General features: G+C 37.9%; 14 protein-coding genes. 8 read left to right on the top strand and 6 right to left on the bottom strand.

From position 1 onward, the window contains the following. The first annotated feature begins 11 nt into the window (after nucleotides 1-11). From C6H22_RS07445 to C6H22_RS07425, 6 genes are read left to right on the top strand one after another with little or no spacing between them, the layout of a single operon-like run. Nucleotides 12-809, top strand: coding sequence for a class I SAM-dependent methyltransferase (locus C6H22_RS07445; RefSeq protein ID WP_104694657.1), 798 nt, complete (start codon nucleotides 12-14; stop codon nucleotides 807-809). Then, entirely contained in the window at nucleotides 806-2,128 is a 1,323-nt protein-coding gene (gene aepX / locus C6H22_RS07440) for a phosphoenolpyruvate mutase (RefSeq protein ID WP_233707089.1), read from the top strand. The genes C6H22_RS07445 and aepX overlap by 4 nt, the downstream gene beginning before the upstream one ends. Nucleotides 2,129-2,182: 54 nt before the next feature. Continuing rightward, nucleotides 2,183-2,365, top strand: a complete 183-nt coding sequence (locus C6H22_RS08950; RefSeq protein WP_233707088.1) for a hypothetical protein — start codon at nucleotides 2,183-2,185, stop codon at nucleotides 2,363-2,365. Further along, complete coding sequence (locus tag C6H22_RS07435; RefSeq protein WP_233707087.1) at nucleotides 2,304-3,068, top strand: TylF/MycF family methyltransferase; 765 nt, start codon at nucleotides 2,304-2,306, stop codon at nucleotides 3,066-3,068. The genes C6H22_RS08950 and C6H22_RS07435 overlap by 62 nt, the downstream gene beginning before the upstream one ends. Before the next feature lie 43 nt (nucleotides 3,069-3,111). Then, nucleotides 3,112-4,314, top strand: coding sequence for a phosphonopyruvate decarboxylase (gene aepY / locus C6H22_RS07430; RefSeq protein ID WP_104694656.1), 1,203 nt, complete (start codon nucleotides 3,112-3,114; stop codon nucleotides 4,312-4,314). 1 nt (nucleotide 4,315) lies between these two features. Beyond that, nucleotides 4,316-5,374 carry a phosphonoacetaldehyde reductase gene (locus C6H22_RS07425; RefSeq protein WP_199769825.1) on the top strand — a complete coding sequence of 353 codons (1,059 nt, stop codon included), beginning with the start codon at nucleotides 4,316-4,318 and terminating at the stop codon, nucleotides 5,372-5,374. A gap of 3 nt (nucleotides 5,375-5,377) precedes the next feature. Here the strand turns inward: C6H22_RS07425 and C6H22_RS07420 are convergent, their stop codons facing one another. The 4 genes from C6H22_RS07420 to C6H22_RS07405 all read right to left on the bottom strand — a co-directional run bounded on the left by C6H22_RS07420 (nucleotide 5,378) and on the right by C6H22_RS07405 (nucleotide 9,576). Then, nucleotides 5,378-6,181, bottom strand: a complete 804-nt coding sequence (locus C6H22_RS07420; RefSeq protein WP_104694655.1) for a HesA/MoeB/ThiF family protein — start codon at nucleotides 6,179-6,181, stop codon at nucleotides 5,378-5,380. A gap of 23 nt (nucleotides 6,182-6,204) precedes the next feature. Next, nucleotides 6,205-7,998: a translation elongation factor 4 gene (lepA, locus tag C6H22_RS07415; protein ID WP_104694654.1), complete on the bottom strand. Its 1,794-nt coding sequence runs from the start codon at nucleotides 7,996-7,998 to the stop codon at nucleotides 6,205-6,207. Nucleotides 7,999-8,068: 70 nt separating this feature from the next. Further along, nucleotides 8,069-9,022 carry a radical SAM protein gene (locus C6H22_RS07410; protein ID WP_104694653.1) on the bottom strand — a complete coding sequence of 318 codons (954 nt, stop codon included), beginning with the start codon at nucleotides 9,020-9,022 and terminating at the stop codon, nucleotides 8,069-8,071. Between the two features lie 44 nt (nucleotides 9,023-9,066). Further along, nucleotides 9,067-9,576: a hypothetical protein gene (locus C6H22_RS07405; RefSeq protein WP_104694652.1), complete on the bottom strand. Its 510-nt coding sequence runs from the start codon at nucleotides 9,574-9,576 to the stop codon at nucleotides 9,067-9,069. 230 nt (nucleotides 9,577-9,806) lie between these two features. On the opposite strand from C6H22_RS07405, the gene C6H22_RS07400 reads away from it, so the two are divergent. Beyond that, nucleotides 9,807-10,244 (top strand): Dps family protein, encoded by a 438-nt coding sequence (locus C6H22_RS07400; RefSeq protein ID WP_104694651.1) that lies wholly within the window; start codon nucleotides 9,807-9,809, stop codon nucleotides 10,242-10,244. Between the two features lie 82 nt (nucleotides 10,245-10,326). Here the strand turns inward: C6H22_RS07400 and C6H22_RS07395 are convergent, their stop codons facing one another. Continuing rightward, nucleotides 10,327-11,232 (bottom strand): PLP-dependent cysteine synthase family protein, encoded by a 906-nt coding sequence (locus tag C6H22_RS07395; RefSeq protein WP_104694650.1) that lies wholly within the window; start codon nucleotides 11,230-11,232, stop codon nucleotides 10,327-10,329. Nucleotides 11,233-11,236: 4 nt separating this feature from the next. Next, nucleotides 11,237-12,391 (bottom strand): trans-sulfuration enzyme family protein, encoded by a 1,155-nt coding sequence (locus tag C6H22_RS07390; RefSeq protein ID WP_104694649.1) that lies wholly within the window; start codon nucleotides 12,389-12,391, stop codon nucleotides 11,237-11,239. 151 nt (nucleotides 12,392-12,542) lie between these two features. On the opposite strand from C6H22_RS07390, the gene C6H22_RS07385 reads away from it, so the two are divergent. Continuing rightward, nucleotides 12,543-13,473: class I tRNA ligase family protein (locus tag C6H22_RS07385; RefSeq protein WP_158654668.1), on the top strand; the 931-nt coding region annotated here is incomplete at its 3' end.

The raw sequence follows: 13,473 nt of genomic DNA, 5'->3' as shown, positions 1-13,473 counted from the left end.
AAGGAGCGCTAATGGATATACAATATTGGAAAGATTATTATAAATCCCACAAACATAATGCCACTAACTCTCTTTTTAGTGCATTTGTGCGTGAGAATTATCTCAAACCACATGCTCGTTTATTGGAATTAGGTTGTGGTAATGGGCGTGATAGTGTGTATTTTGCTAAGTCTGCCATAGATACAACTGCCATAGATCAGATCCAAGATGAGATGAAGTATCTTAATAATCGTTTTGGCGATGAGTCTTGCAGGTTTGTGTGCGGGGATTTTAGCCAACTTCAACACATAGATTCTCTGCGCCCTCCATATGATTGCATGTATTCACGATTTAGCTTACATTCTATTACATATGCACAACAATGTGAGCTTTTTGCACAGATACCAAACTACCTTGATTATGATGGAATTCTTGCTATTGAAACACGAGGTGTCCAAAATTCCTTGTATCAAAAAGGTGAGCGTGTACAGGATGAAGAAAATGCTTTTATTTATGAATCGCATTATCGACGTTTTGTGACACTTGAAGATCTTTTGGAGGATATACGCATTATGCAATCAGATTCTAGAAGTTTTCAGATTCTTTACGCTAAAGAGTCTCGAGGTTTTGCTCCATTCACACAGAGTGATAGATATGAGGATGATTATTTTATTCGTGTTATTGCTAGATTAATAGATTCATGTAGAGGGGGGGGGGTAAATAGATATATAGTTATAATTGTATTCCCTAAAAACACCTATACACATCACTCTTATCTGTCTATTGCGACTAAGTGTGCCTATGCACATAAGGATAAGGAGGCAGCATGAAGACCCCGAGTGTATATGTTGCGATGAGTGCAGATTTGATTCATCCAGGACATATAAATATCCTAAAAATTGCCAGAGATTATGCTGACTCCATAGATGGTGAGGTAGTTGTTGGATTACTTACAGATGCAGCAATTGCTTCTTATAAGCGTGTGCCATATATGAATTATAATCAGCGAAAAGCAGTAATACAAAATTTGAGATATATTGATCGCGTGATTCCACAAACAAGTCTTAGTTATGAAGAAAATATTCGTGCATTGAGACCTAGATATGTGATACATGGCGATGATTGGAAAAGTGGAGCACAAGCCAAGACAAGACAAAATGTGTTAGATACATTACAAGATCTCGGATATGGGGAACTTATTGAACCAGCTTATACAGAAGGCATTAGTTCTACGCAACTTAACGCTGATGCTCGTGCAATAGGAATTTCTACAAATGCTAGACTTTCTTTACTTAGACGCTTGATTGCTGCCAAGAAACCTTTGAGAATTCTTGAAGCACACTCGGCGATTTCAGCACTTATTGCTCAAAATATTTTTGTGCAAAAATATGGAGTGAAATTGGAATTTGATGGTTTTTGGAGTTCATCACTCACAGATTCAACTTCTAGGGGTAAGCCAGACATTGAAGCGGTAGAACTTACAAGTCGATTGCATACTATTAATGATATTTTTGAAGTTACTTCCAAGCCACTTATTTATGATGCCGATACGGGTGGAAAAATCGAGCATTTTGGATTTGCGGTGCGTAGCCTTGAACGAACGGGCGTAAGTGCGGTGATTATTGAGGATAAAACAGGGCTAAAGAAAAATTCTTTGCTTGGCAATGATGTAGATCAGACTCAAGATAGTATCGATGATTTTTGTGACAAAATCCGTGTTGGTAAACGCGCACAGATTACGAGTGATTTTATGATCATCGCACGTATCGAGTCACTTATTTTAGAAAAGGGACAAGATGATGCGCTTAAACGTGCTTTTGCATATGTGCAAGCTGGAGCTGATGGCATAATGATTCACTCACGCCAGAAATCTCCTGATGAAGTGTTAGAATTTATTCAGAAATTTCGAATACAGGATACACAAACACCCATTGTGGTAGTGCCTACAAGCTTTAATGCTATTACAGCACAAGAGCTCAGTGAAGCAGGAGCCAATATTATAATTTATGCTAATCATTTGTTAAGGGCATCTTTTGTAGCCATGAAAGAAGTGGCAGAAGGGATTTTGACACATGATAGAAGCTTAGAAATTGAAGGGCGATGTATGAGCGTAAAAGAGATTCTCTCTTTGATCCCAGGGACGATATAAGGAGAGTGTTTGGGCATCATAGATGTAAGGAAATTATATTAAAGGAGAAAAATCATGGAAAAAGTTATTGTTTTTGGTGCAGGTAATTGTGGTAGGCTTATAGGGAGTGCCCTGTATCATGAAGGCAAGGAAATTGTGTGTTTTATCGATAATGATCCATTAAAGGAAGGCAAGAATGTTATATTGGATACTACCTTGTCGGGGGGGGGGGGGAATACCTATTTATCCCGCTACTAGAATTACAACTTTAGCATTTGATAAGATTGTCGTGGGGACATTTACTGGACTATATGAGATTGCAGATCAATTACGTGGTATGGGTATTTGTGAACAAAAGATTGATGTAAGTTATATCGAGTTGAGCGTAAAGGCACGAGAAGCATTTGTAAAAGATTTTGCTAAAGAGGTATATGATAGAGAAATGCATGGAAGTGTGGCAGAAGTTGGTGTGTATCGTGGAGATTTTGCACGTGTGATTAATGAAGCATTTGCAGATAGAAATTTGTATTTGTTCGATACTTTTGAGGGCTTTAGTGTGCAAGATTTAAAACAGGATCGTGATGGCACAATGGGCAAAGATTTGGGACAAAGACATTTTTCCAATACGAGTATAGAATTGGTGCTTGCCAAAATGCCTCACAAAGATAAATGTATCATCAAAAAGGGATGGTTTCCACAAAGTGCACAAGACTTAGAAGAGGATAAGTTTTGTTTTGTGAATCTTGATTGTGATTTGTATGAACCTATATTAGCTGGATTAGAATTTTTTTATCCAAAAATGGTAAGAGGAGGTGTGATATTGATACATGAGTATTTCTCGCAAGGTTATGTTGGGGTTAAGGAAGCAGTTAATGAATTTTTAAAAAATCACAATCTTGGTTCTGCATTCAAAGTTCCTATTGGAGATCATTTGAGTATAGCGATTATCAAACTCGTGTAGAGCAGTATCAGATCTGGTAGGTATTGACAATAAAAGGAATGATATGTTAGATGTGTATGCATTTGGAGAGATTTTGGAAGAGTGTGGATTTAGGGATTTTAGTGGTGTTCCTTGTTCGTATCTCTCGCCTCTTATTAATTATGCTATTAACAAGAGGCGGTTTATTATGGCAAACAATGAAGGAGAAGCTATCGCTATAGCAAGTGGTATCACTCTAGCAAGTTTAGAATCTAACATGGTTTTAGATGACTTTAGCGATAGAAGAAATACTTTTGGTGTAGTGCTTATGCAAAATAGCGGATTAAGCAATGCGCTTTCGCCCCTTACAAGCTTAAATTATCCATTTAGTATTCCTATTTTAGGTTTTGTATCTTTGCGTGGTGAGCGTGATGAATTTGGAAATAATACTGATGAACCACAGCATGAGTTACTGGGTGTGATTACTGATAAGCTTTTGCATACTTGCGAAATAGAATATATGTTTTTGCATGCAGAATTATCACAAGCTAGAACCCAAATATACAAAGCTTTAGAGATATTGCAGACTGGTAAAAGTTGCTTTTTTATTGTGCGTGATAAGACTTTTGTCAAGATTGCCTTGGAAGTAAATCCAATACAAGATTTGTGTATGAATAAAGATATGCGATCTTATGAAGCTTTGCCTTCTCGCATACAAGCTTTAGAGCTCATACAGCGTATTGCTACGGATTCAAAAAGCGTCCTTTTAGCGACTACAGGAAAATGTGGGCGTGAACTCTATGAATTAGACGATAGGGAGAATCAGCTTTATATGGTTGGTTCTATGGGTTGTGTTGGAGCTTTGGGACTCGGTATTGCATTAAAGAGTCATAAAAAAGTTATGGCGGTTGATGGTGATTCGGCATTACTTATGCGTCTAGGAAGTTTAAGCACCAATGCGTATTATGCTAAGGTTCATGATGCAGGGAATTTTTGTCATATCTTACTTGATAATCAAAGTCATGATAGCACTGGTGGGCAATTTAATCTTGCACCTTTCGTTGATTTTTGTGCGATTGCTAGAGCATGTGGATATGAGGTTATTAGATCTGTAAATACTTGCACTGAACTTGAGGAAGTTTTAAATGAATTTGTGCGTTGCAAGGGTGGTGGTGCATGGTTTATGTATTTGCGTATAGCAAAGGGAAGTAAGGAACCTTTAGGGCGTCCTAAGATTACACCTAAAGAAGTTGCTATACGATTACAGAATTTTTTAGCGAAAGTATAAAGTGACATTTAGTTATTATAATCCAGTAAGAATAGAGTTTGGTGTAGAATTGCTAGATTGGTGTCAAAAGATAGAATCTGAAGCGATCTTATTAGTTACTTCAAGCGGGTTTAGTAAAAGAGGATTGACAAAAAAGATACAAGAAATCTTAGGTTCTAAGATGGTGGCGGTGGTAGATTCTATCCTGCCAAACCCAGAATTAACAGATCTTTTGAGGTTAAAGAGTGATTTATGGGATTTTACAAGTATTCTTGCTATTGGCGGTGGTAGTGTGCTAGATAGTGCAAAATTTTTGAGTGTGTGTGGTGATATTGCGGTATCTAATGGTCAGTTAGAGATAAAAACTACAAATACATCGGTGGTATCAAGACCAATTTTTGCCTTTCCTACAACCGCTGGGACGGGGAGTGAGCTAACCAAGTGGGCGACAATTTGGGATAGCCATAATATGATAAAGTATTCCCTACAAGATGAGAATTTATATCCACGCACTGCATTATATGATGTAAATCTTACACGAAGCTTGAGTAAAGAAAATACTATAACAACAGGACTTGACGCACTTTCTCATGCATGCGAATCGCTATGGAATAAGAATGCTAACCCTATTTCTACACAATATGCTATAGATTCTATAAAGCTTATTGTGCACACACTTCCTAAGCTTATCAAGGATTTAGATTCGGTAACATTGCGAAGTGACATGATGCGTGCAAGTATGTATGCAGCTTTGGCATTTTCAAATACACAAACTGCCTTGGCACACGCTATAAGTTATCCTCTTACGATGCGTTTTGGCATATCACACGGATTGGCTTGTAGCTTTAGTATCCCATTATTACTAGATTGTTTGCCTTCTGGTGAAATACGAGAGATTTTGAATCCATTGACTAGAGAGATTAAAGGACTCTTTTCTGCTCTTGGGGTCAGCACAAACGCTCGAGATTATGGCATAGATTCTGTAATGCTCGAAGAAATTTTTACTACACTCAATGATCGTGCAAAAAATGGAGTTTTTGATTTGGAAGTAGTAAAACAAAGGTTTTTGCATACACTTTAGAATTTACAACTCCCAACACGATGCTTGTTCATAATCGCTTAGAGTTTTTGGACCGCCATTGCCACAAACACGACATTGCGGATTTTTACTCACACATATTTTGCGAAACTCCATATTTAGCGCATCAAAGCTAAGGATTGTGTTATAAAGTGGCTCTCCTATACCTAAAAGCATTTTAAGCACTTCAGTAGCTTGAATGCTCCCCAACATGCCAGCCACCGATCCAAGAATGCCCGCACTTGAGCATGTAGGCACAGAATCTGGAGGTGGTGGAGAGTGAAATACACATGCATAACAAGCACTTTCATTAGGTTTGATACTCATAGTTTGCCCACTAAATCGTAGTATCCCACCATAAGAATAGGGTTTATTAAGCATAACACACGCATCATTGATGAGAAACTTTGTGCCAAAATTGTCCGTGCCATCAACTATGACATCATAGGATTCTATAAGTTTTGTGATATTTTGTGCATTCAATCGTTCTTGATAGGTATCAATTTGGATATGCGGGTTAATGGCATGGAGTTTTTGCTTTGCGCTTTGCACTTTTGGTGTGCCAACTTCTGGTGTCGTATGGAGGATTTGTCGCTGAAGATTGCTAAGGTCGATCACATCATCATCAATAATGCCTATGCGACCAACACCTGCAGCTGCGAGATATAATGCAATAGGTGAGCCAAGTCCTCCTGCTCCCGTGATAAATACCTGTGCTTGTGCGAGTTTTTTTTGTCCTTCTACACCGACATTTTGCAATACAAAATGTCGCGAATATCGCTTCATGGTCTCATCATTAAATTCTAGCATACCCTTTCCTTGCTACATTTGTCTCAATCCACCTTTAGCACTGCCAAAAAGGCTTCTTGTGGTAATTCTACTTTACCAATAGCTTTCATACGCTTTTTGCCTTCTTTTTGTTTTTCTAAAAGCTTTCGTTTTCGTGTAATATCACCCCCATAGCATTTTGCCGTTACATTTTTGCCCATAGATTTAATTGTTTCTCGTGCGATAATCTTATTACCAATACTAGCTTGTATTGCTACTTCAAAAAGTTGCCTTGGGATTAATTCTTTCATAGCTTCCACGAGTGCCCTGCCTTTTTCATAGGCTTTGGAAGTATCAACTATGATAGAGAGTGCATCGACTACATCTCCTGCTACACGCACATCAAGCTTGACAAGCTTGCCCTCCCTGTATCCTATAGGCTCATAATCAAAACTTGCATAGCCTTTGGTGCAGGATTTGAGCTTGTCATAAAAATCCATTACAATCTCATTGCTTGGTAGGGCATATTCAAGCATTACGCGTTCTGGTGTGAGGTATTCCATTTTTTCTTGCACTCCTCGTTTGTTGGATAAAAGAGTGATGATATTGCCCAAATATTCACTTGGTGTGATGATATGTGCGCGGACATATGGTTCTTTGATACTGGCAATTTTTTGCACTTCTGGGAGTTGGCTAGGGTTTTGCACGAGTGTGAGTGATCCATCGGTTCCATAGACTTCATAAATCACAGTCGGTGCGGTGGCAATGAGTTGTAAATCAAATTCACGCTCTAGTCGTTCTTTGACGACCTCCATATGCAAAAGTCCCAAAAATCCAACCCTAAACCCAAATCCAAGTGCTATGGAAGTTTCTGGTTCAAATTGCAAGGCAGAATCATTGAGTTTAAGTTTATTAAGTGCGTCACGTAAATCTTCAAATCTATCGGTTTGGATAGGATATAGTCCCGCAAAGACAAAAGGTTTAGCTGGTTTAAAGCCCTCTATGGGTTCTTTTGTGGGTTGTTTAGAATCTGTAATTGTATCACCAACGGCTAACTCTGTTAGGGATTTTAGTCCTAAAGATACGATACCTATTTCGCCACAAGTAATTTTTTGTGTAGCAATTTTTTGGACGGGGTGGGGATAATATAGTCCAAGCACTTCATATCGTTTGCCACTACTCATAATAAGAATCTCTTGTCCTACACATAGATTCCCATCTTTTAGTCGCACAAGCGCCAAAGCTCCCAAATAGTTATCAAACCATGAATCATAAATGAGCGCTTTTGTTGGGGCATTTTCATCACCACTAGGCGGAGGAATGCGCGTGATAATAGATTCTAAGAGTTCACGTATGCCCACACCACTTTTTGCGCTGACTTCTAGGGCGTTTGTGCAATCTAGTCCTATGGTAGATTCTATTTCATCTTTAACCTTTGGGGCATCCGCGGCTAGAAGATCAATCTTGTTTATAATCGGAATAATTTCAAGGTTATTATCAAGTGCAATATAGACATTTGCGATTGTTTGGGCTTCTACGCCTTGTGAGGCATCAACGACAAGCAAAGCCCCCTCACATGAGCTAAGCGATCTTGAGACTTCATAGCTAAAATCCACATGACCGGGCGTGTCAATGAGGTTAAGAATGTATGTCTTAGTATTGTAAGTGTATTCTAAACGCACAGATTGTGCTTTGATCGTGATACCGCGTTCTTTTTCGATATCCATAGTATCCATGATTTGGCTTACCATTTCTCTTTGTGTAACTGCCCCACACTCCTGAATCAAACGATCAGCAAGCGTAGATTTACCATGATCAATATGAGCGATAATGGAAAAATTGCGGATATATTCTTGCATAATGCACTAACCTTGTGTAAGAGAGATCTTAAAGTAGATATTGTAACAAAGCAATTATAAAAAATACTTTTTATTTGGGTGCACTCTCTATAGGGCGCAAAAAAGCTATATTACCTACTTGCTCCCAAACAAGGAGATTCTCTTTGACAAGGGTATTGGCTAGGTTAAGAGTGTCTTTAGAAAAAAGTATCTGCATATCTTCTTGGGTTAGGGGACGCATACTAAGGGCTTGGATTAATTCTTGTGTATTGAGGCTACGTTTTTGTGTATGTGAATCTTTTGGTGTGCGTTTAGGGATATACACACAAATTCCTTTAAAATATGAGGCAAAGACTTGAATCTCTTTATCGCTTAGTGGCGTAGCTTTGTGCGCTGGAGGACGATCAAGAGTGCCTATATCAAGGCGCGAGAGGGGAATGTGAGAGAGGAATTGTGCAAGTTCCTCTGCGTATTGTGGTGCATCATTGATACCTTTAAGGAGTAAAATTTCGCCTATAAGCTTGCCATTGGTTTTTTGGGTAAATTCTTTGGCAAACGAAGTGATACCATCTTTGATAGATTCAAGACTTAGACTTTTATGTGGGCGATCTATACGATTAAACACCTTTGGATTTAGTGAATCTAGGGAAAATTTGATAATGTCAAATTCTAAAAGTACCTCTCTTACATTTTTTTGCCAAAAGAGTGATCCGTTGCTTAAAATAAGTGTTTTGATACGTGGAGGCAAAAGAGGTTTTATAGCCTTGATAAGCTCTAAAAGATGTGGATAGAGTGTAGGCTCACCATTTGCAGTGAAGGTTAAAACATCAAGTTTTTGTTCTGTATATGTAGCAAGATAATGTGAAATAGCTTTGACATATTCATGCACAGGGATAGCTTCATCCATAGAATCTTGAGGTTTAGCACCTTGTAGCTCACAATAAAGGCAGTCAAAATTGCATTGTTTTTTGGTAGGCGAGAGATCAATCCCTAGTGAATATCCGAATCTACGAGAAATAACGGGACCAAAAATGAGATTTTTCATAGTTTGTGTTTAAGAGAGTAGAGTCAAAAATGACTCCAAAAACATTATTGCAACAAGTCATCAACTGTTTGTGCAAGTGCTTTAGCTGCTTCTTGATCAATTTTTTGTAGGGCGGAGAGATTTTTTTGTAATGTCTCATTATCTAGTTTTTTGATTTGTATTTTTACAAATACCATTCCACCTTCACTTATCCAAGTATCCGTTCGGCTAGCGCCTGGGAGAAGTGCCTCAACACTTTGTCTAATGGCTATTACGCTTTCACTTTCACCATTAGATTCTAAGATGCGTGCTTTTTGCTCTATTTTGCCTTGAAGTGTGGTTGCTAACTCCGCTGTGCCTTTAATTGTAGCCTCTTTGATAGCCCAATCTACTTTATTATTCTTAATTTGCGCACTACCCACACCATATAAATCTGCATCAGATTTACCAAGCACCCAATTTGGTGCACCCTTAAGACCAAAATCAGAAGTATTGCCTAACTCATTTTTGCTAGGACAACCAAAAAAAGTCAAAGCTATAAACCCACTTATAAGTAGGGTGTATATTTTTTTCATCACAACTCCTCAAGTCAATGTAAAATTCTAGGCATTGTAGTCTAAAAAACTAAAAACTTTATTAAAAAGTAGAATGTAAAAACAAAAGTATTTAAAAAAAATTACAAAGATACCATAAAAAATATTAAATGATAAAAATTATTATTTATTACAATTCTTATTTACTAAATTCTTGTTAGAATGTGTGCATCTTAAATCTTTTTAAGAAATTAATACACAAGGAGGATACGATGAGTAATATTATCGATCAACTTAAACAGATTCAGGCAGATGCACAGGTATTTTATATCAAAGTGCATAACTATCATTGGAATGTTAAGGGTATGGATTTTCACCCTACACATGAGGCAACACAAGAAATTTATGAAAACTTTGCTGATGTCTTTGATGATGTGGCAGAGCGTGTATTACAATTAGGTGGTGTGCCATACATAACCCTTGCAGAGATACTAAAGGTTGCAAAGATCAAGGAAGAAAGCGCGCATAGTTTTAGGTCTGAAGCGATCACTAAGGCAATTTTGAGTGATTATGAATATTTTCTTGGTGCATTTAGTGCTCTCTCAAAAAGCGCTGATGAAGCAGGAGATAAGGTAACTGCAGCATATGCTGATGATAAATGTGCGCAACTACAAAAAAGTATTTGGATGCTAAAAGCACAACTTGGCTAACACTCTCAATCCCCACTACGAGGTGGGGGGAGTCTATCTTTTCCTTAAATTCGATTACTTTATTTTTCTTACATTATGTTCATTAAAAGAGTTCACGATTAAAATATCGGCTTAGATCATCAGCAAGGATTGTTACAATAACACTATCTTTAACTTCCTTGGCAAGTTCTAAACACGCATGAATACAAGCTCCCGATGAGATTCCCGCCAATACTCCTTCTGTGTGTGCAAGAAGTTTTAGTCCATCATAGGCTTCTTGATCGCTAATTTTATACACCTTATCAATGAGAGAGAGATCCATAGTGTGTGGTACAAAAGTGTTGCCAATGCCTTCTATGCGAGATTTTACATCATGCTTATTTCCACCTATGATAGATCCCAGCGGATCAGCCAAAACAGCCTGAATTGAGGGATTTTTATCTTTTAAAAAACGTGCTATACCACTAAAGCTTCCACCACTGCCTACGCCACATACAAAATAATCAATATTCCCTTGCGTGTCTGCATAAATTTCTTTTGCAGTGTTTATATGTGCTTGTGGGTTTAGTGGATTCTCAAATTGTCCAAAAGCAATGGCATTTGGCATACTTTCTAAGAGTTCTTGTGCTTTTTCTATTGCGCCTTGCATACCTTCTTGTTGTGGTGTGTTAATCACTTCTGCACCAAGTGCACGCATAAGCGCTTGTTTCTCAATAGAAAATGTTTCTGGCACAACAAGCAAAGCTTTGCAGCCAAATTCAATGGCTGCTAGTGCAATCCCAAGCCCTGTATTTCCTGCAGTTGCTTCGATAATAACAGAATCTTTGTGGAGTTTTCCCTCGGCTTTAAATGTATTTAGTACATGAAATGCTACGCGATCTTTAATCCCACCCGCAGGATTAAAGAATTCGCATTTGGCTAGGATTTTGTTGTTATTTGGAATAGAAAGTTTGTGTAATGCAAGTAGTGGAGTGTTGCCCACAAGTTGCGCGATACTTTTGTAAATCATCATATTATCTTTTGGCTTGTTCTATGGCATGTGTCAAATCATCAATAAGGTCATTGACATATTCTATACCTACCGAAAGGCGTATAAGATTATCCGTGATACCCACTTTTGCTCGAATCTCTGCTGGAATAGAAGCGTGTGTCATAGAGGCAGGATGACACAAAAGAGATTCTACACCACCTAAACTTTCAGCCAAAACAATAAACTTTGTAGATTCAAAAAACTTTTTGTAATCATATGTTTCTTGTAGCTCAAAGCTTATCATACCACCGCCACCGCGTGCTTGTTCATTGTGGATGCTATATCCTTCATCATCTTTTAAGCCAGGATAATATACTTTTTTTACGCCATTATGTGCACGTAAAAATTCTGCAATTTGTAGGGCATTTTGACAATGTCTTTGCATTCTAAGTCCTAATGTCTTAATACCTCGTATAAGCAAAAAACTATCAAATGGAGCAAGGACACCACCTATGCTATTTTGCAAAAAACCAATCTTTTGAGCAAGGGATTCATCACGCACGATTGCAAGTCCTGCAACTACATCACTATGTCCTCCTAGGTATTTGGTAGCGGAATGTAGCACAATATCCACACCAAATTCTAATGGGCGTTGAAGATAAGGTGTCATAAAGGTATTATCTACGATCGTGAGTATATTTTTGGCTTTAGCGATTTGGACAAGTTTTTGGAGCGAGACGACACTCATTAATGGATTTGCAGGAGTTTCTATAAAAAGTGCCTTGACTTCTGGAGTTATGGCAGATTCTAAAAGTGCGTAATCGCGCATATCTACAATTTCATATGTGATATTAAAATTACAAAACACCTTATCTAAGATTCTAAATGTGCCACCATACACATTGCTAGAGATGAGAATCTTATCTCCACTTTGAAAAAGACTTAAAATTGTGCCAATAGCCGCCATACCCGAAGCGAATGCAAAACCAAATTTGCCACCCTCTAGTTCAGCAATAAGGCTTTCTATACCATCTCGTGTGGGGTTTTTGGTGCGTGAGTATTCATAGCCTAGATTTTGTCCTAATGCTACTTGAGCATATGTAGAGGTTTGGTAGATTGGAGTATTTACCGCACCGGTTTTAGAATCTGTCGTTATGCCACCATGAATAAGTAGTGTATCAAGGGAGTTTTGTGTCATTATATAGTCCTTTATGCTTGAAGTTTTAGTTTGTGCAAAAAATAACAAATGTGAAGTTGGCATTATAGCTTTACAAACCTATTTTTGCAAAACAAAAGTCTTTATTTTTAATGTAAGATTCTGTTTGTTATAATCTCAAAAAATTTGGAGTATGATTGTTATGAGAGCGTATGAACCAAAGATCGTAGAATCTAAATGGCAAGAATTTTGGCAAAACAATAATGTTTTTGAGCCAAATGATGATAGGACATTGCCAAAAAAATATATTTTATCGATGTTTCCCTATCCTAGTGGTGCAATTCATATGGGACATGTGCGTAATTATTGCATAGGAGATGCGCTAGCACGGCACTATCGATTTAATGGCTTTAATGTATTGCACCCTATGGGTTGGGATGCGTTTGGTATGCCTGCAGAAAATGCTGCTATAGCGCGTAAGATTCACCCAAAACAATGGACATATGCCAATATCGATACTATGCGTACCGAACTTGCATCTTTAGGGTTAAGTTTTTCACGCGATAGGGAGTTTGCTACTTGCGATAGTATATACACGCGTTGGGAGCAAGAGTTTTTTATCAAAATGTGGGAAAATGGGCTTATTTATCGTAAAGAGGCGCATTTGAATTGGTGCCCAAATGATCAGACTGTGTTAGCAAATGAGCAAGTGATTGAGGGAAAATGTTGGCGATGTGATACACCTGTAGTGCAAAAACAAATGTATCAATACTATATTAAAATTACCCAATACGCACAAGAATTACTTGATGATTTACAAATATTGCAAGGGCATTGGCCAAATCAAGTGCTCACTATGCAAAATAATTGGATTGGGAAATCTAATGGGCTAAACTTTGCTTTTATGTTGAGTGAAGATTCAAAGCAAAAGACAGGCATAGAGAGCTTTGAGGTCTTTACAACTCGTTGTGACACGCTTTTTGGTGTGACCTATTGTGCCATTGCTCCAGAACATCCGCTTGTCGATGCGCTTTTAGAAAAAGGATTACTAGATTCAGAACAAAAACAAAAAATCCAAGATGTGCGTAAATTCCCATCAAAAGAACGATCTATGACGGTATATG

The sequence above is a fragment of the Helicobacter equorum genome, assembly GCF_900198655.1.
GTDB classification, from domain to species: domain Bacteria; phylum Campylobacterota; class Campylobacteria; order Campylobacterales; family Helicobacteraceae; genus Helicobacter_F; species Helicobacter_F equorum.
This window is presented reverse-complemented; position numbering and strand designations above follow the sequence as displayed.